General features: G+C 55.0%; 17 protein-coding genes. 15 read left to right on the forward strand and 2 right to left on the reverse strand.

Features of this window, described 5'->3' with window-relative positions:
• Positions 1-53: 53 nt before the first annotated feature.
• Positions 54-992 (forward strand): LysR family transcriptional regulator, encoded by a 939-nt coding sequence (locus ABLV17_RS07980; RefSeq protein WP_087858007.1) that lies wholly within the window; start codon positions 54-56, stop codon positions 990-992.
• A 39-nt stretch (positions 993-1031) separates the two neighbouring features.
• On the opposite strand, the gene rne is transcribed toward ABLV17_RS07980, so the two are convergent.
• Positions 1032-4235 (reverse strand): ribonuclease E, encoded by a 3204-nt coding sequence (gene rne / locus ABLV17_RS07985; RefSeq protein ID WP_348854212.1) that lies wholly within the window; start codon positions 4233-4235, stop codon positions 1032-1034.
• 825 nt (positions 4236-5060) lie between these two features.
• Here rne and rluC point away from each other — a divergent pair.
• Positions 5061-6014, forward strand: a complete 954-nt coding sequence (rluC, locus tag ABLV17_RS07990; RefSeq protein ID WP_308959053.1) for a 23S rRNA pseudouridine(955/2504/2580) synthase RluC — start codon at positions 5061-5063, stop codon at positions 6012-6014.
• Between the two features lie 40 nt (positions 6015-6054).
• Here rluC and ABLV17_RS07995 read toward each other — a convergent pair whose 3' ends face one another.
• Positions 6055-6639: a nucleoside triphosphate pyrophosphatase gene (locus ABLV17_RS07995; protein ID WP_087858005.1), complete on the reverse strand. Its 585-nt coding sequence runs from the start codon at positions 6637-6639 to the stop codon at positions 6055-6057.
• Between the two features lie 141 nt (positions 6640-6780).
• Between ABLV17_RS07995 and yceD the strand changes: the two genes are divergently transcribed.
• The 13 genes from yceD (at position 6781) to ABLV17_RS08060 (ending at position 17615) form a co-directional block, all read left to right on the forward strand.
• Positions 6781-7302, forward strand: coding sequence for a 23S rRNA accumulation protein YceD (yceD, locus tag ABLV17_RS08000; RefSeq protein WP_015705036.1), 522 nt, complete (start codon positions 6781-6783; stop codon positions 7300-7302).
• Positions 7303-7318: 16 nt separating this feature from the next.
• Positions 7319-7492, forward strand: a complete 174-nt coding sequence (rpmF, locus tag ABLV17_RS08005; protein ID WP_000290724.1) for a 50S ribosomal protein L32 — start codon at positions 7319-7321, stop codon at positions 7490-7492.
• Between the two features lie 146 nt (positions 7493-7638).
• The gene (plsX, locus tag ABLV17_RS08010) at positions 7639-8739 is read left to right on the forward strand and encodes a phosphate acyltransferase PlsX (RefSeq protein WP_308959054.1); all 1101 of its coding nucleotides are present in this window, start codon (positions 7639-7641) and stop codon (positions 8737-8739) included.
• 53 nt (positions 8740-8792) lie between these two features.
• Entirely contained in the window at positions 8793-9746 is a 954-nt protein-coding gene (locus tag ABLV17_RS08015) for a beta-ketoacyl-ACP synthase III (protein WP_045393676.1), read from the forward strand.
• Between the two features lie 15 nt (positions 9747-9761).
• Positions 9762-10691: an ACP S-malonyltransferase gene (gene fabD, locus ABLV17_RS08020; RefSeq protein WP_087858003.1), complete on the forward strand. Its 930-nt coding sequence runs from the start codon at positions 9762-9764 to the stop codon at positions 10689-10691.
• A 12-nt stretch (positions 10692-10703) separates the two neighbouring features.
• Complete coding sequence (fabG, locus tag ABLV17_RS08025; RefSeq protein ID WP_015367190.1) at positions 10704-11438, forward strand: 3-oxoacyl-ACP reductase FabG; 735 nt, start codon at positions 10704-10706, stop codon at positions 11436-11438.
• 210 nt (positions 11439-11648) lie between these two features.
• Positions 11649-11885: an acyl carrier protein gene (gene acpP, locus ABLV17_RS08030; protein ID WP_000103754.1), complete on the forward strand. Its 237-nt coding sequence runs from the start codon at positions 11649-11651 to the stop codon at positions 11883-11885.
• A gap of 88 nt (positions 11886-11973) precedes the next feature.
• Positions 11974-13215 carry a beta-ketoacyl-ACP synthase II gene (gene fabF / locus ABLV17_RS08035; RefSeq protein WP_087858002.1) on the forward strand — a complete coding sequence of 414 codons (1242 nt, stop codon included), beginning with the start codon at positions 11974-11976 and terminating at the stop codon, positions 13213-13215.
• A 128-nt stretch (positions 13216-13343) separates the two neighbouring features.
• Positions 13344-14153 (forward strand): aminodeoxychorismate lyase, encoded by an 810-nt coding sequence (gene pabC, locus ABLV17_RS08040; RefSeq protein WP_087858001.1) that lies wholly within the window; start codon positions 13344-13346, stop codon positions 14151-14153.
• A 2-nt stretch (positions 14154-14155) separates the two neighbouring features.
• Entirely contained in the window at positions 14156-15178 is a 1023-nt protein-coding gene (gene yceG / locus ABLV17_RS08045; protein ID WP_271031909.1) for a cell division protein YceG, read from the forward strand.
• Positions 15168-15809, forward strand: coding sequence for a dTMP kinase (tmk, locus tag ABLV17_RS08050; protein WP_113374196.1), 642 nt, complete (start codon positions 15168-15170; stop codon positions 15807-15809). Before yceG ends, tmk begins: the two co-directional genes overlap by 11 nt.
• Positions 15806-16810 carry a DNA polymerase III subunit delta' gene (holB, locus tag ABLV17_RS08055; protein WP_087857998.1) on the forward strand — a complete coding sequence of 335 codons (1005 nt, stop codon included), beginning with the start codon at positions 15806-15808 and terminating at the stop codon, positions 16808-16810. The genes tmk and holB overlap by 4 nt, the downstream gene beginning before the upstream one ends.
• A gap of 10 nt (positions 16811-16820) precedes the next feature.
• Positions 16821-17615 carry a metal-dependent hydrolase gene (locus ABLV17_RS08060; protein WP_087857997.1) on the forward strand — a complete coding sequence of 265 codons (795 nt, stop codon included), beginning with the start codon at positions 16821-16823 and terminating at the stop codon, positions 17613-17615.
• The last annotated feature ends 34 nt before the right edge of the window (positions 17616-17649 follow it).

Here is a 17649-nt window from a genome sequence, read left to right on the forward strand (position 1 = left end):
AAGATAGGGTAGTGGTAAAACGGTTATACGTAGCACGTATAGGCAAAATATAAATGAAGAAACAAGAGCGTATAGATCGGATTGAGCTGATGCGGACGTTTATTCGCATCGTCGAAGCGGGTTCGCTCTCGGCGGCAGCTCTCCAGATGAGTACGACACAGGCGACCGTTAGCCGACGCTTGCAGTCGCTGGAGACGTTACTTGGCGCAAGGCTTATTCTGCGCACGACCCATGCGATGAAACTGACCGATGACGGCGAGCGTTGCTATCAACATGCGCGACGGCTGGTGGAGAGTTGGCTGGCGCTGGAAGATGATCTACGCATCGAGGAAGACCGACCGGTTGGCGTGCTGCGGGTGCGGGCGCCGCACGCTTTTGGCCAACAGCAATTGCTGGGCCCGCTGGTGAGTTTTCTGCAGCGATATCCTGAGCTCTCCGTTGAGTGGATGCTGAATGATAAAACCGTCGACTTTCTGAGCGATAATATTGATTGCGCGATCCGCGTCGGTGCGGAGGTCGATCCGGCAACGGTATCGGTACTATTGGCTGTGGTTCCCCGCAGCCTGGTGGTTGCGCCTGAGCTATTGGCGCGCCACCCGGAACTCAGCGAACCTCAGATGCTCTCCACGCTGCCCTGGGTCGCTATCAGCACTTTTTACCAGCATGAAGTCACGCTACAGCATCAGGTGGGCGGGCAGTTGATGAGCTTCCCGATTGTCCCTTGTCTGAGTACCGATAGCGTCTACGTTGCGCGTAACACCGCGCTGGCGGGGTTGGGGGCGGCTATTGTTTCCAGTTGGGCGGTGGAGGAGGATATTGCGGCAGGCCGGCTGATTGAACCGTTTGCGCAGTGGCGGGCTTCGCCGCTGCCGGTGCATCTGGTTTACCCCTGGGCGCGCTATTATCCGACGCGGCTACGCAAGTTTCTCGATTTGATGCGCGAGGTAATGCCGCAGGTGGCGGGGATGCAGCGTCCGGACGAGAAGAAATAAAAAAACCGGCCAGTTGGCCGGTTTTTTAGTCGTGCACCGTTACTCTACAGGTTGCGGCCGAGTCGCTTCCGCCGTGGCCTGATGAGTGGCGCTATGGCCGCCTGCAGACCCTTTACCCTCAAAGGCAAACGGAGGACGAACCCAATCGCTTTGGCGCGGTGCTTCCGGCACGTATTCCGGAGCCGGGGCGCGGGTCATCGGCGCGGTCGCGTGGCGAGTCGCAGTGGATGTCGGTTGCGCTTTCACCACTGGCGCGGCGTTGACGACCGGTGTCGGTTCAACAACCGGCGCGGCTTCTTCAACGGCGGCAACGGTGGTTTCTTCGACAACAGCGGTTTCTTCTGCGACGGTTTCTTCAGTAGCCGGAGCAGGAGTCGTCTCAGTTTCTTCGGCTACCGTCTCTGTTGGTTCACTGACCTCTGCCTGCGGCACAACGTTTTCCGCAACAGCCGCAGTCTCTTCAACCACCGCCGTTTCTTCGACGACCGGCGCTTGAGCTACAGTCGCTTCTGGGGTCGGTTCGTTGGCCACTGCCGGTGCGGCAGTTTCAGCCGTGACGGTTTCCGCAACGACAACCGGAGCGATAGTCTCCGCGACGACTGGCGTAATGATAGGCTCAACGCTGGCGGTTTCTTGTACCGGTAACTCTTCCTGCTGCTGATCCTGCACGCGAGCAATCGGATAACGGATCCACGCTTTACCAGATGCCAGCTCAGGCGATGCGCAGGCGATAGCCAACGGCATCGGCGACTGGGTCGGATAACGCTCATCGCGGTAACGGCGACGACGTTGGCCGCTTACGCGCAGGTGACGCGGAGAGCGACGTGAACGGCGAGGCATACCGTTAGATTCACGAGCGTCGCCGTTTTCATCCTGCTCAGCGGCAGTTTCAACGACGGCCGGCAGATCGACTTTTGCCAGTTCAGTACGCGGCGTAGTAGATTCCGGCTGCTGCTCGGCTACGGTTTCGATAACCTGCTCGGTTTCCACGGACTCAAAGCGGATTTTCTGCGCCAGCTGACGCGGCTTACGACGCGGCATGCTCTGAACGCGTTCTTCCTGCTCGGTTTCCTGCTGGACTACCGGTTCTTCACGGGTCTGAGCTTTCGCTTCCTGCTGTGCCTGGCGCTTGTCATCATTACGACGACGGTTGCGTTCACGGCGCGGTTGCTGCTGCTCATCACGTGATTTGCCGGTATCAGCCTCATTGCCTGCGGTTTGACGAGATTCGCGCTGTTCAACGTTCTGCGGTTGTTTCTCACGGCGATTACGGCGGTTTTCCTCACGAGACTCACGAGAGTCGCGACCTTCAGCGTTTTCTCCACGGTTATCGCGATTGTCACGATTATCGCGGCTATCGCGGTTATCACGACGGTCATTGCGATCGCGGCGATTATTAGAACGCGGTTTACGACGCTCTTGCTGACGTTCCGGTTTCTCTTCTGTTTTTTGCTCAGTCTTGACTTCCGCCGGTTTGGCTTCCTCTGCGCCAGCAAAAATGTTTTTCAATGCGCCAAAGAAGCGGGACAGCAGGCCAGGTTGGGCAGGCGTTGCTACTTTTGCGGCTGGAGCGGCGGCGGCTTTCGCTGCGACCGGGGCGGCTGAGGTTTCTTCCTGTACCGGTACTGGCGGCGCATCCGGCATCACGAAAGCGGCCAGCGCAGGTTCCTCACGGCGTTTACGTTCAGCCGGTTCTTCGTCAGACGGCATCGCCATCTCTTCTTCGTGCAGTTTCGGCAGCAAATAGCTCAGGGTTGAGGTCTCTTCGCCTTTACGCACGCGCAGTACGGAGTAGTGCGGGGTTTGCATCTCGTCGTTCGGGACGATGATGACGCGAATGTCGCTCTGACGGGTTTCAATCGCGCTGACTGCGGCACGTTTTTCGTTAAGCAGATAAGACGCAATGGGGACCGGAACGATCGCGTGGACTTCTTTGGTGTTCTCTTTCAGCGCTTCTTCTTCAATCAGACGCAGGATAGAGAGCGACAGCGATTCGTTGTCACGCACGGTACCGGTGCCGCTACAGCGTGGGCACACGTGGTGGCTGGATTCACCCAGTGACGGGCTCAGACGCTGGCGGGACATCTCCAGCAGGCCGAAGCGCGAGATATGGCTGATCTGGATACGCGCGCGGTCCTGGCGGACGGCTTCACGCAGGCGGTTTTCAACTGCGCGCTGGTGGCGTACCGGGGTCATATCGATGAAGTCGATAACGATCAGGCCGCCAAGGTCGCGCAGACGCAGCTGGCGCGCGATTTCGTCAGCCGCTTCGAGGTTAGTATTGAACGCCGTTTCTTCGATATCGCCGCCGCGGGTCGCGCGAGCGGAGTTGATGTCGATAGCGGTCAGCGCTTCGGTACTATCAATAACGATAGAACCACCGGATGGCAGGCGAACTTCACGCTGGAACGCGGATTCAATCTGGGATTCAATCTGGTAGTGGCTGAACAGCGGGATTTCACCGGTGTACAGTTTGATTTTGCTGCTGAAATCCGGACGACCGAGGGCGGCGATATGCTGGCGCGCCAGCTCAAGCACTTTCGGGTTATCGATCAGGATTTCGCCGATGTCCTGGCGCAGGTAGTCGCGGAAGGCACGTACGATAACGTTACTTTCCTGATGGATCAGGAATGGAGCAGGGCGGCTCTCCGCGGCTTTCTGAATCGCTTCCCAGTGCTTCAGGCGGAAGCTCAGATCCCACTGCAGCGCTTCAGCGGATTTGCCGACGCCCGCGGTACGTACGATAAGACCCATGCCGTCCGGCAACTGCAGGCTCGCCAGCGCTTCTTTCAGCTCGGTACGATCGTCACCTTCGATACGGCGTGAAATACCGCCGGCGCGAGGGTTATTCGGCATCAGTACCAGGTAGCTGCCTGCCAGGCTGATAAAGGTGGTCAGCGCAGCGCCTTTATTACCGCGCTCTTCTTTATCAATCTGAACAATGACTTCCTGACCTTCGCGCAGAACGTCCTTAATGTTAGGGCGGCCATGAGAGCTGTAATTGGCTGGGAAGTATTCGCGGGCAATTTCTTTGAGGGGGAGGAAACCATGACGCTCAGCGCCGTAATCGACAAACGCGGCTTCAAGGCTAGGTTCAATACGTGTGATTTTGCCTTTGTAGATGTTCGCTTTTTTCTGCTCGTGCCCGGGGCTTTCGATATCCAGGTCGTACAGGCGCTGCCCATCAACAAGAGCGACGCGCAACTCTTCCTGCTGAGTTGCGTTGATTAACATTCTTTTCATCGTAACTTACTCATTATTCTTACATTGACGACTAAGCTACGGGCAGAGTAACGCCTTACCGGGTGAAAACCGATGGCCTCGAGTCTGGTTCACGTCGCCAACCTCACGGTTGTCGCGCGCTTAAGAGGCGCAGAGTGTCGGTCGCCTGTGTTTCAAACGGAAACACAGCGCAATTATTCAGGGGAACAGCCTGGGATGTATCACCAGAGAATATTCCATTTATACACTTCATCCTTTAAGTGATTTCGCGTTGGCCGCGCTTGTTCACTTCAATCGATTGCTTGTACAACCGACTGAAGATTCTCTCTTTTGCAGCCTTGACGCACCTCAAACGATGTTGCGTATATTCTCATCGTCTCTCACGTCGCAGGGGTAATGGCTTAACCTGTTCACCTCAATCGGAGGATTCAGATGAACTCCCGGTAGTCCCGGAGTCGTCGCCGTCCTGCCACGCAAAAATCTTATAGAGCCTGTGCCGGTAAGGACTGCAACCCGCAGCCCGCTAACTGTCTGAAAGATCAATACGTCTTACGCCATTGCTGCGTGGATGATCGGTCAGACAAAATTGGTCATTCCGCTAATTTCTTGTTCTAACAAGTGTCAACACGGAAAACAGCCTCATTATTCCATTGCTAACCTTGTTATAGCAAGTTCACTTTTACCTTTTATCACCGGGTTACTCACAGTTTTTTCACCAGCGTCTACAGATTGTTCTAATAACAAACAAAACGCCGATGAAGCATGCGATGAAATCCGGATACTGATAAATATAAGCATATAAAAATGAGTGGCGCTAATGCCCTCGGCTATTTAGAATCGCCGACCATGAAAACTGAGACTCCAACCGTAAAAATGGTTGCCATTTCCGCCGATGAAGCGGGGCAACGTATCGACAACTTTTTGCGTACGCAACTTAAGGGCGTACCGAAGAGCATGATTTATCGCATCCTGCGTAAAGGCGAGGTGCGGGTAAACAAAAAACGCGTCAAGCCGGAATATAAACTGGAAGATGGCGATGAAGTGCGTATCCCGCCAGTGCGTGTCGCCGAGCGCGAAGAAGAGGCCGTTTCGCCGCACCTGCAAAAAGTGGCGGCGCTGTCGGATGTGATTCTCTATGAAGACGATCATATCCTGGTGCTGAATAAACCTTCCGGCACCGCAGTGCACGGCGGTAGCGGTCTGAGCTTCGGCGTGATTGAAGGGCTGCGCGCGCTGCGCCCGGAGGCCCGTTTCCTTGAACTGGTTCACCGTCTCGATCGCGATACTTCCGGCGTGCTGTTGGTGGCGAAAAAACGTTCGGCGCTTCGTTCGCTCCACGAGCAGCTGCGTGAGAAAGGGATGCAGAAGGATTATCTGGCGCTGGTGCGCGGTCAGTGGCAGTCGCACACGAAGGTGGTACAAGCGCCTCTGCTGAAAAATATTCTGCAGAGCGGCGAGCGTATCGTGCGCGTGAGCCAGGAAGGTAAGCCGTCCGAAACGCGCTTTAAAGTAGAAGAGCGTTACGCATTTGCCACGCTGGTGCGCTGTAGTCCGGTTACCGGGCGTACGCACCAGATTCGCGTTCATACGCAGTATGCGGGACATCCGATTGCTTTTGACGATCGCTATGGCGATCGCGAGTTTGACAAGCAGCTTTCAGGGACTGGCTTAAACCGCCTGTTTTTGCATGCGGCGGCGTTGAAATTCACCCATCCTGGCTCTGGAGAGGTGATGCGTATTGAAGCGCCGTTGGATAACCAACTGAAGCACTGCTTACAGGTTTTACGTAATAGCAAATAGGTAAAGCGGCGGATTTATACTCCGCCGCTTTCTTTTCTGACTAACTGAGTAACGGGTTGTAGCCTTCCCGGCGCAACATCTGGCATAGCGCTATTAGCGGTAACCCAACCAGCGAATTAGGGTCGCGTCCTTCCAGTCGTTCAAATAGCGTAATACCTAATCCTTCGCTTTTAAAACTCCCGGCGCACTGCAGAGGGTTCTCTTTACGGATATAGGCCTCGATCTCCTGATCGCTTAAATGCCGAAAATGGACGTCGAAAGGTTCGCATTCCGTTTGCAGGTGTCCGTTGGCGGAATTGTAGAGCGCCAGTCCGGTATAAAAAGTGACAATCGTGCCGCTGGCTTTGCGTAGCTGACGGTGGGCGTTTTCTTCAGTGTGTGGTTTACCGGTAATTTCGCCGTCTAAGACGCAAACCTGATCGGAACCTATAATAAGGTGCTGAGGGAAGCGGGATGCCAGCGCCTGGGCTTTGGCTTGCGCCAGACGCACAACCAACTGGCGGGCGGATTCGCCGGGCAGAGGCGTTTCATCAACCTCAGGCGCTGCGCATTCGAACGGCAGCGAGAGTTTTTCCAGCAGCATCCGCCGCCACGGCGAGGTTGAGGCCAGGAGAAGATTAGACATATTTTTTCATCCACATATAGCGCTTCGCAGAGCATCATTTTAAACTATGCGCCGCAATGTGTGCGAATAAATGGCAAAAGGCAACCTGAGGCTGCCTTTTTCTTTGACTCTATGACATTACAAAGTTAATATGCGCGCCCTATGCAAAAGGTAAAATTACCCCTGACTCTCGATCCGGTTCGCACGGCTCAAAAACGCCTTGATTACGAGGGTATCTACGCCCGTGATCAGGTTGGCCGTGTCGCCGATTCAGTCGTCAGCGTGGACAGTGATGTGGAATGCAGCATGTCGTTCGCTATCGATAACCAGCGTCTCGCCGTTATTACCGGTGATGCGAAGGTATCGGTAACCCTCGAATGTCAGCGTTGCGGGAAACCGTTCCCTCATCATGTTCACACAACGTATTGTTTCAGCCCTGTCAGAAATGACGAACAGGCAGAAGCACTACCGGAAGCGTATGAGCCGATTGAGGTTAACGAATTCGGTGAAATCGATCTGCAGGCGATGGTTGAGGATGAAATCATTCTTTCCTTGCCGGTAGTTCCGGTGCATGATTCTGAACACTGTGAAGTGTCCGACGCGGACATGGTCTTTGGCGAACTGCCTGAAGAGGCACAAAAACCAAACCCATTTGCCGTATTAGCCAGCTTAAAGCATAAGTAATTGAGGAGTAAGGTCCATGGCCGTACAACAGAATAAACCAACCCGTTCCAAACGTGGCATGCGTCGTTCCCATGACGCTCTGACCGCAGTCACCAGCCTGTCTGTAGACAAAACTTCTGGTGAGAAACACCTGCGTCACCACATCACTGCCGACGGTTTCTACCGCGGTCGCAAGGTAATCGCTAAGTAATCACGCCTTACTCCGTGGATTTCACGTTGCAAGAAAACGTAATTAACGTCCTTGTAACGTGAAAGACAAGAGTAAAAGCGTGGTGAAGCTTAGTGAGGATCTCCCCAGGTAACTGGGGAATAACCGAACCGGGCAGCGACGATACCTTGACACGTCTAACCCTGGCGTTAGATGTCATGGGGGGCGATTTTGGCCCATCCGTGACAGTGCCTGCAGCACTGCAGGCACTGAACTCTAATTCGCAACTCACACTTCTTTTAGTCGGCGACCCCGACGCCATCACGCCATTACTTGCCAAAGCTGATTTCGAACAACGTTCGCGATTGCAGATTATTCCTGCACAGTCAGTTATTGCCAGTGATGCGCGGCCCGCTCAGGCTATCCGCAGTAGCCGCGGAAGCTCGATGCGCCTGGCGCTGGAGCTGGTAAAAGAAGGCCGGGCCGAGGCCTGTGTTAGCGCGGGAAATACCGGCGCGCTGATGGGACTGGCGAAATTATTGCTCAAACCCATTGAGGGAATTGAGCGCCCGGCGCTGGTGACGGTGCTACCGCATCAGCAAAAGGGCAAAACGGTGGTGCTGGATTTAGGCGCCAACGTCGATTGTGATAGCACGATGCTGGTACAGTTCGCGGTGATGGGCGCGGTGTTAGCTGAAGAAGTCGTAGGGATTAAAAATCCACGCATTGCGCTGTTGAATATCGGCGAAGAAGAGATGAAAGGTCTCAATAGCATCCGTGATGCGTCGGCGATTCTCAAAACGCTGCCGTCCTTCAACTATATTGGTTACCTTGAAGCTAACGAGTTGCTGACGGGTAAAACGGATGTTCTGGTTTGTGATGGATTCACGGGCAACGTCACATTAAAGACGATGGAAGGTGTTGTCAGAATGTTCCTTTCGCTGCTGAAATCACAGGGAGAGGGAAAAAAACGGTCGTGGTGGCTGATTTTATTAAAGCGTTGGTTACAAAAAAGCCTGAGCAGGCGATTCAGTCACCTCAACCCCGACCAGTATAATGGCGCCTGTCTGTTAGGATTGCGCGGTTCTGTGATCAAAAGTCATGGCGCTGCCAACCAGCGCGCATTTTGCGTCGCAATAGAGCAGGCAGTGCAGGCGGTGCAGCGGCAAGTTCCACAGCGGATCGCCGCTCGCCTGGAATCGTTATACCCAGCAGGCTTTGAACTGCCAGGGAGCAGCAGCGGTAACGGGAATGCCCGACGGCACAACGGGACCAACGGATACGACTGACGCCCTGCGGTTTGAACAACGCGGGTATATTACCCAAGAGTGACTGAGCGTACATGTATACAAAGATTATTGGCACCGGCAGCTATCTGCCTGAGCAAGTGCGTACTAACGCCGACCTGGAAAAAATGGTTGAAACGACTGACGAGTGGATTGTCACGCGTACAGGTATTCGTGAACGCCGTATTGCCGCAGCGAACGAAACAGTTGCTACGATGGGCTTCGAAGCCGCAAAGAAAGCGCTTGAAATGGCGAATGTCAACCCGGAGCAAATTGGTCTGATCGTTGTTGCGACCACCTCGGGCACTCATGCCTTCCCGAGCTCTGCGTGCCAGATTCAATCTATGCTGGGCGTAAAAGGTTGCCCGGCGTTCGACGTCGCAGCCGCCTGCGCGGGCTTTACCTATGCCCTGAGCATCGCCGATCAGTACGTGAAAAACGGCGCCGTTGATTATGCGCTGGTGATCGGCGCTGACGTGCTGGCGCGCACCTGCGATCCAACCGATCGCGGTACGATCATTATCTTCGGTGACGGCGCGGGCGCGGTAGTGCTCGGCGCTTCTGAAGAGCCGGGGATTATCTCCACGCATCTGCATGCCGATGGCCGCTACGGCGACCTGTTAACGCTGCCAAATGCCGATCGCGTTGAGCCGGAAAACCCGATTTATCTGACGATGGCCGGTAACGAAGTGTTTAAAGTTGCGGTCACCGAACTGGCGCATATCGTTGACGAGACGCTGGCGGCCAACAACCTTGAGCGCTCGGCGCTGGATTGGCTGGTGCCGCATCAGGCTAACCTGCGTATCATCAGCGCGACGGCGAAAAAACTGGGAATGTCGATGGATAATGTGGTGGTCACGCTCGATCGTCACGGTAATACTTCCGCGGCCTCGGTTCCTTGCGCGCTCGATGAAGCCGTTCGCGATGGCCGTATTCAACGCGGTCAGTTGATTCTGCTGGAAGCCTTCGGTGGTGGTTTCACCTGGGGTTCCGCGCTGGTTCGTTTTTAGTATAAGGATTTAAACATGACGCAATTTGCTTTTGTGTTCCCGGGACAGGGCTCTCAGGCTGTCGGTATGCTGGCAGATATGGCCGCGACCTGGCCAGTTATTGAAGAGACCTTCGGCGAAGCTTCCGCAGCGTTGGGTTACGATCTGTGGGCGCTTGCCCAACAGGGCCCGGCAGAAGAACTGAACAAAACCTGGCAAACGCAACCGGCGCTGCTGACCGCGTCCGTCGCGTTATATCGCGTATGGCAGCAGCAGGGCGGTAAAGCGCCGGCGCTGTTAGCCGGTCATAGCCTGGGCGAATACTCTGCGCTGGTCTGCGCAGGCGTTATCAATTTCGCTGATGCTGTTCGTCTGGTTGAACTGCGTGGTAAATTCATGCAGGAAGCGGTACCGGAAGGTACCGGCGCGATGTCTGCAATTATTGGCCTTGACGACGCGTCCATCGCTAAAGCTTGTGAAGAATCTGCGCAAGGGCAGGTGGTTTCGCCAGTGAACTACAATTCACCGGGCCAGGTGGTTATCGCCGGGCACAAAGAAGCCGTTGAACGCGCGGGCGCCGCGTGTAAAGCCGCAGGCGCCAAACGCGCGCTGCCGCTGCCGGTCAGCGTACCTTCGCACTGCGCGCTGATGAAACCTGCCGCTGAAAAACTGGCGGTAGAGCTGCAGAAAATCACTTTTAACGCGCCGACCGTTGCGGTTGTGAACAACGTCGACGTGAAGTGCGAAACCGCGCCGGACGCTATCCGCGACGCGCTGATTCGCCAGCTGTACAGCCCGGTGCAGTGGACTAAGACCGTTGAGTTTATGGCATCTCAGGGCGTCGAGCACCTGTATGAAATGGGCCCGGGTAAAGTCCTCACCGGCCTGACCAAACGTATTGTTGACACCCTGACTGCTTCTGCGCTCAACGAGCCGGCTGCGATGTCTGCGGCGCTTGAGCAATAAAAGAGGAATACCATGAGTTTTGAAGGAAAAATCGCGCTGGTTACCGGCGCGAGCCGCGGTATCGGCCGCGCTATCGCTGAAACCCTCGCCGCGCGCGGCGCGAAAGTTATCGGTACTGCCACCAGCGAAAGCGGCGCGCAGGCAATCAGCGACTATTTAGGCGCCAACGGTAAAGGTCTGATGTTGAATGTGACCGACCCGGCATCTATTGAATCTGTTCTGGAAAATGTTCGCGCAGAGTTTGGCGAAGTTGACATCCTGGTCAATAATGCCGGGATTACTCGTGATAACCTGTTAATGCGAATGAAAGATGATGAGTGGAACGATATTATCGAAACCAACCTGTCATCGGTATTCCGTCTGTCAAAAGCGGTAATGCGCGCTATGATGAAAAAGCGTCATGGACGTATTATCACTATCGGTTCTGTGGTTGGTACCATGGGAAATGCTGGTCAGGCTAACTACGCTGCGGCGAAAGCGGGTCTGATCGGTTTCAGTAAGTCACTGGCACGTGAAGTTGCGTCTCGCGGTATTACTGTAAACGTTGTTGCTCCGGGCTTTATTGAAACGGACATGACGCGTGCGCTGACCGATGAGCAGCGTGCGGGTACGCTGGCGGCAGTTCCTGCGGGGCGCCTTGGCTCCCCAAATGAAATCGCCAGCGCGGTTGCATTCTTAGCCTCTGACGAAGCGGGTTACATCACTGGTGAAACCCTGCACGTCAATGGCGGGATGTATATGGTCTGACCGAGATTTGCGCAAAATGTTCAGGAAGCGCGCAGTCTGCACGCTTGCGGGTACTGTTTTGTGCGAAATCATTTGCGTTATTAGGGCAAACAGCCGCAAAATAGCGTAAAATCGTGGTAAGACCTGCCGGGATTTAGTTGCAAATTTTTCAACATTTTATACACTACGAAAACCATCGCGAAAGCGAGTTTTGATAGGAAATTTAAGAGTATGAGCACTATCGAAGAACGCGTTAAGAAAATTATCGGCGAACAGCTGGGCGTTAAGCAGGAAGAAGTTACCAACAATGCTTCCTTCGTTGAAGACCTGGGCGCTGATTCTCTTGACACCGTTGAGCTGGTAATGGCTCTGGAAGAAGAGTTTGATACTGAGATTCCGGACGAAGAAGCTGAGAAAATCACCACCGTTCAGGCTGCCATTGATTACATCAACGGTCACCAGGCGTAAGTGAACATCTCCAGGCGGTCATTCGACCGCCTGAGTTTTATCTTTTTTTGTCCCACAAGAATCTATTTTCCCTCCCTGGAGGACAACCGTGTCTAAGCGTCGTGTAGTTGTGACCGGACTGGGCATGTTGTCTCCTGTCGGCAATACCGTAGAGTCTACCTGGAAAGCTCTCCTTGCCGGTCAGAGTGGCATCAGCCTGATCGACCATTTCGATACTAGCGCCTATGCAACGAAATTTGCTGGCTTAGTAAAGGATTTTAACTGTGATGATATCATCTCGCGCAAAGAACAGCGCAAGATGGATGCCTTCATTCAATATGGAATTGTCGCTGGCGTTCAGGCCATGCAGGATTCTGGCCTTGAAGTGACGGAAGAAAACGCAACCCGCATCGGCGCCGCTATCGGTTCCGGTATTGGTGGCCTTGGCTTGATCGAAGAAAACCACAGTTCGCTGGTAAATGGCGGACCGCGGAAGATCAGCCCGTTCTTCGTACCGTCCACAATTGTTAACATGGTGGCCGGTCATCTGACCATCATGTTCGGTCTGCGTGGACCGAGTATCTCCATCGCGACCGCTTGTACTTCAGGCGTACACAATATCGGCCACGCGGCGCGTATTATCGCTTACGGCGATGCCGATGCGATGGTTGCCGGTGGTGCAGAGAAGGCGAGTACGCCGCTGGGCGTAGGCGGCTTTGGCGCTGCGCGCGCGCTGTCTACCCGCAATGACAATCCGCAGGCGGCAAGCCGTCCGTGGGATAAAGAGCGTGATGGCTTCGTGCTGGGCGACGGCGCCGGTATGGTCGTACTGGAAGAGTACGAGCATGCGAAAAAACGCGGCGCGAAAATCTACGCTGAGATCGTCGGCTTTGGTATGAGCAGCGATGCCTACCATATGACGTCTCCACCGGAAGATGGCGCTGGCGCTGCGCTGGCGATGGTTAACGCCATTCGTGATGCGGCAATTGAACCGGGCCAGATTGGCTACGTCAACGCCCACGGAACTTCTACGCCAGCGGGCGATAAAGCAGAAGCCCAGGCGGTGAAATCCGTTTTTGGCGATGCGGCACGCCGTGTGATGGTGAGCTCCACCAAATCCATGACTGGCCACCTGTTAGGCGCGGCTGGCGCAGTAGAGTCTATCTACTCTATTCTCGCGCTGCGCGATCAGGCGGTTCCGCCGACCATCAACCTGGATAACCCGGATGAAGGTTGTGACCTGGACTTCGTTCCTCATGAAGCGCGTCAGGTTTCCGGTATGGAATACACCCTGTGTAACTCCTTCGGCTTTGGCGGTACTAACGGTTCGATTATCTTCAAAAAAGTATGATCAACCGCTAATGCTGGTTTAAGCGTTGACGAAAGACCCGCCTGGCGGGTCTTTTTTTATTCGGTTTTCTCCGCTTGTTCTCTGCTTTTTATCCTGAGACACTGTGCCACCGGTGAGAGGAGCCCTCTATGTTCTTGATAAATGGTGTCGAGCAGGATGTGCTGGCAGCAAATGACCGCGCAATTCAATTCGGTGATGGCTGTTTCACCACCTCGCGAATCATCAACGGCCAGATAGCCTTTTTCAATGCCCATCTGGGCCGTTTGCAGGATACGTGCGAAAAACTCTTTATACCTTTTACTGAATGGCGAACGTTGGCCGCAGAGATGCAAGAACTGGCAAAGCCGCACAGTGAAGGCGTCCTCAAAGTGGTCATAACGCGTGGCTCAGGAGGCCGGGGATATAGCGCGACAGGCTGCATGCAGCCGAACCGCATGATGAGCGTTTCTTCTTTCCCCTCGCACTATGCGCGATGGCGAGAAGAGGGAATAACCCTGGCGTTAAGTCCGATCCGCCTGGGGCGCAATCCCTCGCTGGCCGGGCTCAAACATCTTAATCGCCTGGAACAAGTCTTGATTCGTTCTCATCTTGAGCAGACAGACGCCGATGAGGCGCTGGTCCTTGACAGCGACGGGTGGCTTACGGAATGCTGTGCCGCGAATGTGTTCTGGCGTAAAGGAAGCCATGTGTTCACGCCGCGCCTCGATCAGGCGGGCGTCAATGGCATTATGCGCCAGTACTGTATAGCCAAGTTGGCACGTTCGCCTTTTGATGTTGTCGAAGTATCCGTGCGCCCCGATGTGCTGCGCGATGTCGATGAAGTGCTGATTTGCAATGCGCTTATGCCGCTAGTACCGGTTCGTCGTTGGGATGACATCTGTTGGTCCGAACGCGATCTTTACCATTTTTTAGCCCCATTGTGTGAGCTGCCTGGTTAGTCATGAAGAAAATGTTACGTTTTGTCTTGCTGTTAGTGGTGGTGTTCGGTATTGCCGCAGCGGCAGGGATGTGGAAAGTCCGCCAACTGGCAGACAGCAAGTTGCTTATTAAAGAAGAGACCATCTTCACCCTTGAGCCAGGAACCGGACGAGTGGTGCTTGGCCAGCAGCTTTATGGCGATAAAATTATTAATCGTCCGCGCGTATTCCAGTGGTTGCTGCGCGTCGAACCCGAACTTTCTCATTTTAAAGCGGGTACTTACCGCTTCACACCGCAAATGACGGTGCGCGAAATGCTGCAGCTACTGGCAAGCGGCAAAGAGGCGCAGTTCCCGTTACGTTTTGTTGAAGGGATGCGCGTTAGCGACTATCTGCATCAGCTGCGCGATGCGCCGTATGTAAAACACACTTTAGAAGACGATAGTTACGAAACGGTGGCCAAAGCGCTGGGGCTTGAGCATGCCGATTGGGTTGAAGGCTGGTTCTGGCCGGATACCTGGATGTACACCGCCAATACCAGCGATATCGCCATTCTTAAACGCGCGCATCAGAAAATGGTCGCTGCGGTAGCGAAAGCCTGGGAAGGGCGGGCGGAAAATCTACCGTATAAAGATCAAAACCAATTACTGACCATGGCCTCTATTGTTGAGAAAGAGACCGCGGTTCCTGCGGAGCGCGATCGCGTGGCTTCGGTCTTTATCAACCGCCTACGTATTGGCATGCGTTTACAGACCGACCCTACCGTGATTTACGGCATGGGTGAGCGCTATAATGGTAAACTGACGCGCAAAGATCTGGAAACGCCGACCGCCTATAACACCTATGTGATTAGCGGTATGCCGCCAGGGCCCATCGCCGTGCCGGGCGAAGCGTCTCTCAATGCGGCCGCGCATCCGGCGAAGACGCCGTATCTCTATTTTGTTGCCGACGGAAAAGGCGGCCATACGTTCAATACCAATTTGGCCAGCCATAACCGCTCGGTTCAGGACTATTTAAAAGTACTTAAGGAAAAAAATGCGCAGTAACTATATCGTCATCGAAGGCCTGGAAGGGGCGGGGAAAACGACCGCACGCAATCTGGTCGTTGAGACACTCGAACAGCTGGGTATCCGCGATATGGTGTTTACCCGTGAGCCGGGCGGCACCATCCTGGCTGAAAAACTGCGCAGCCTGGTGCTGGATATCCAGTCTACCGGCGATGAAGTCATTAACGACAAGGCGGAAGTACTGATGTTTTACGCCGCCCGCGTACAGTTGGTTGAAACCGTTATCAAGCCGGCGCTGGCCCGCGGTCAGTGGGTCATTGGCGACCGTCACGATCTCTCAACTCAGGCCTACCAGGGCGGCGGGCGCGGTATCGATCAGGGAATGCTGGCGACGCTACGCGATGCGGTGCTCGGCGATTTCCGTCCTGATTTAACGCTCTATCTTGACGTGACGCCGGAGGTCGGCCTCAAGCGCGCGCGCGCGCGCGGCGATCTGGATCGGATTGAACAGGAGTCGATGAACTTCTTTAATCGTACCCGCGCGCGCTACCTTGAACTGGCGGCGCAGGATCCGACTATCCGTACGGTGGATGCAACGCAGCCTCTGGAAGCGGTTGAACGTGATATCCGTTCTGTCATCACACAATGGGTTGCGGAGCAACGCGCATGAAATGGTATCCGTGGTTACGCCCGTCCTTCGAGCAGCTAGTGGCTGGTTATCAGGCAGGACGGGGTCACCATGCGTTATTACTGCAGGCGTTGCCGGGGATGGGCGGCGATGCGCTCATCTACGCGTTATGCCGATTCCTGATGTGCCGCCAGCCGGAAGGGCATAAAAGCTGCGGCCATTGTCATAGCTGCCAGCTTATGCAGGCCGGCACCCATCCTGATTACTACACGCTTGCCCCGGAGAAAGGCAAGAGTGCGCTAGGTATCGATGCGGTGCGCGGCATCACTGAAAAACTCTATGAGCGCGCGCGTCTCGGCGGCGCGAAGGTGGTGTGGATCAACGATGCGACGTTGTTAACCGATGCCGCCGCCAATGCTTTGCTGAAGACGCTGGAAGAGCCGCCGGAACACACCTGGTTTTTCCTGGCCTGTCAGGAGCCGGCGCGGCTGCTCGCTACCTTGCGTAGCCGTTGCTTCTCATATCATCTTGCCCCGCCCTCTGAAGCCTGGGCATTAGGGTGGTTAGAGCGCGAAGTGACAATGTCACAAGATGCTTTGTTGGCCGCTCTGCGCCTCAGCGCTAACGCGCCCGCAGCAGCGCTAGAGTTACTGCAAGAGGCCAACTGGGCGCCGCGACAACAGCTCTGCCAGGCGCTAGCCAGCGTGTTAACCAGCGGCGACTGGCTGTCATTATTACCGGTTCTGAATCACGAACAGGCTCCGGTGCGTCTGCACTGGCTGGCATCGCTGTTGCTGGATGCGCAAAAAAGGCAACAGGGTATTTCGCTTCTGAGTAATCCGGATGCCTGGACGTTGGTTAACCAGCTGGCGCAAACACTCTCGGGCCCGCGTCTTGAAGCTATCACGCGCGATGTTAGCGCCTGTCGCGAACAGTTACTGAGCGTGGTCGGCGTCAACCGCGAACTACTACTCACCGAGCGCCTCCTGCGCTGGGAACATTACCTGCAACCCGGGGCGGTTCTGCCCGTCTCGCATCTCTGAGAATAAGAATATGTTTTTAGTCGATTCCCACTGCCATCTTGATGGCCTGGATTATCAAACGTTGCATAAAGACGTCGATGATGTTCTGGCGAAAGCCGCCGCGCGTGATGTCAGGTTTTTCCTGGCGGTCGCCACGACGCTGCCGGGATACCGCGGGATGCGTGAATTAATCGGCCAGCGCGATGACGTCGTGTTTTCTTGCGGCGTGCATCCCCTGAACCAGGATGAAGCGTATGACTTTGAGGAACTGCGTACGCTGGCGGCGGAGGAGGGCGTCGTGGCGATGGGGGAAACCGGGCTCGATTACTTCTATACCCCGGAAACCAAACTGCGCCAGCAGGAGTCTTTCCGTCAACACATTCGCATTGGCCGCGAATTAAATAAACCGGTGATTGTGCATACCCGCGATGCGCGCGCCGACACGCTGGCAATTTTGCAGGAAGAAAACGTGACGGATTGCGGTGGCGTACTACACTGTTTCACAGAGGATAGAGAGACCGCGGGTAAACTGCTCGATATGGGATTCTATATTTCGTTTTCCGGTATCGTCACATTCCGTAATGCCGAACAGCTACGAGATGCCGCGCGTTATGTGCCGCTCGATCGTCTGCTGGTGGAGACCGATTCGCCGTATCTGGCGCCGGTGCCGCACCGCGGCAAAGAGAACCAGCCGGCAATGGTTCGTGATGTCGCCGAATACATGGCGGTGTTGAAAGGCGTGCCGTTGGAGCAACTCGCGCAACAAACCACCGAAAACTTTGCCAGCTTGTTCCACATCGACCCTGCCAGACTGCAACCTGCCTGATCTTTCTATTATTTTAAGGCTCGTAATTAATACT

The organism is Klebsiella sp. CN_Kp091, assembly GCF_040065095.1.
In the GTDB taxonomy this organism is placed as follows: Bacteria; Pseudomonadota; Gammaproteobacteria; order Enterobacterales; family Enterobacteriaceae; genus Klebsiella; species Klebsiella aerogenes.

Excerpts from the sequence above, each read along its gene's own strand:
- pabC (WP_087858001.1), top strand. The coding sequence starts at position 13,344 with ATGTTCTTGATAAATGGTGTCGAGCAGGATGTGCTGGCAGCAAATGAC.
- rluC (WP_308959053.1), top strand. The coding sequence starts at position 5,061 with ATGAAAACTGAGACTCCAACCGTAAAAATGGTTGCCATTTCCGCCGAT.
- ABLV17_RS08015 (WP_045393676.1), top strand. The coding sequence starts at position 8,793 with ATGTATACAAAGATTATTGGCACCGGCAGCTATCTGCCTGAGCAAGTG.
- rpmF (WP_000290724.1), top strand. The coding sequence starts at position 7,319 with ATGGCCGTACAACAGAATAAACCAACCCGTTCCAAACGTGGCATGCGT.
- yceG (WP_271031909.1), top strand. The coding sequence starts at position 14,156 with ATGAAGAAAATGTTACGTTTTGTCTTGCTGTTAGTGGTGGTGTTCGGT.
- holB (WP_087857998.1), top strand. The coding sequence starts at position 15,806 with ATGAAATGGTATCCGTGGTTACGCCCGTCCTTCGAGCAGCTAGTGGCT.
- rne (WP_348854212.1), bottom strand. The coding sequence starts at position 4,235 with ATGAAAAGAATGTTAATCAACGCAACTCAGCAGGAAGAGTTGCGCGTC.
- acpP (WP_000103754.1), top strand. The coding sequence starts at position 11,649 with ATGAGCACTATCGAAGAACGCGTTAAGAAAATTATCGGCGAACAGCTG.
- ABLV17_RS07980 (WP_087858007.1), top strand. The coding sequence starts at position 54 with ATGAAGAAACAAGAGCGTATAGATCGGATTGAGCTGATGCGGACGTTT.
- yceD (WP_015705036.1), top strand. The coding sequence starts at position 6,781 with ATGCAAAAGGTAAAATTACCCCTGACTCTCGATCCGGTTCGCACGGCT.
- ABLV17_RS07995 (WP_087858005.1), bottom strand. The coding sequence starts at position 6,639 with ATGTCTAATCTTCTCCTGGCCTCAACCTCGCCGTGGCGGCGGATGCTG.
- ABLV17_RS08060 (WP_087857997.1), top strand. The coding sequence starts at position 16,821 with ATGTTTTTAGTCGATTCCCACTGCCATCTTGATGGCCTGGATTATCAA.
- tmk (WP_113374196.1), top strand. The coding sequence starts at position 15,168 with ATGCGCAGTAACTATATCGTCATCGAAGGCCTGGAAGGGGCGGGGAAA.
- fabG (WP_015367190.1), top strand. The coding sequence starts at position 10,704 with ATGAGTTTTGAAGGAAAAATCGCGCTGGTTACCGGCGCGAGCCGCGGT.
- fabD (WP_087858003.1), top strand. The coding sequence starts at position 9,762 with ATGACGCAATTTGCTTTTGTGTTCCCGGGACAGGGCTCTCAGGCTGTC.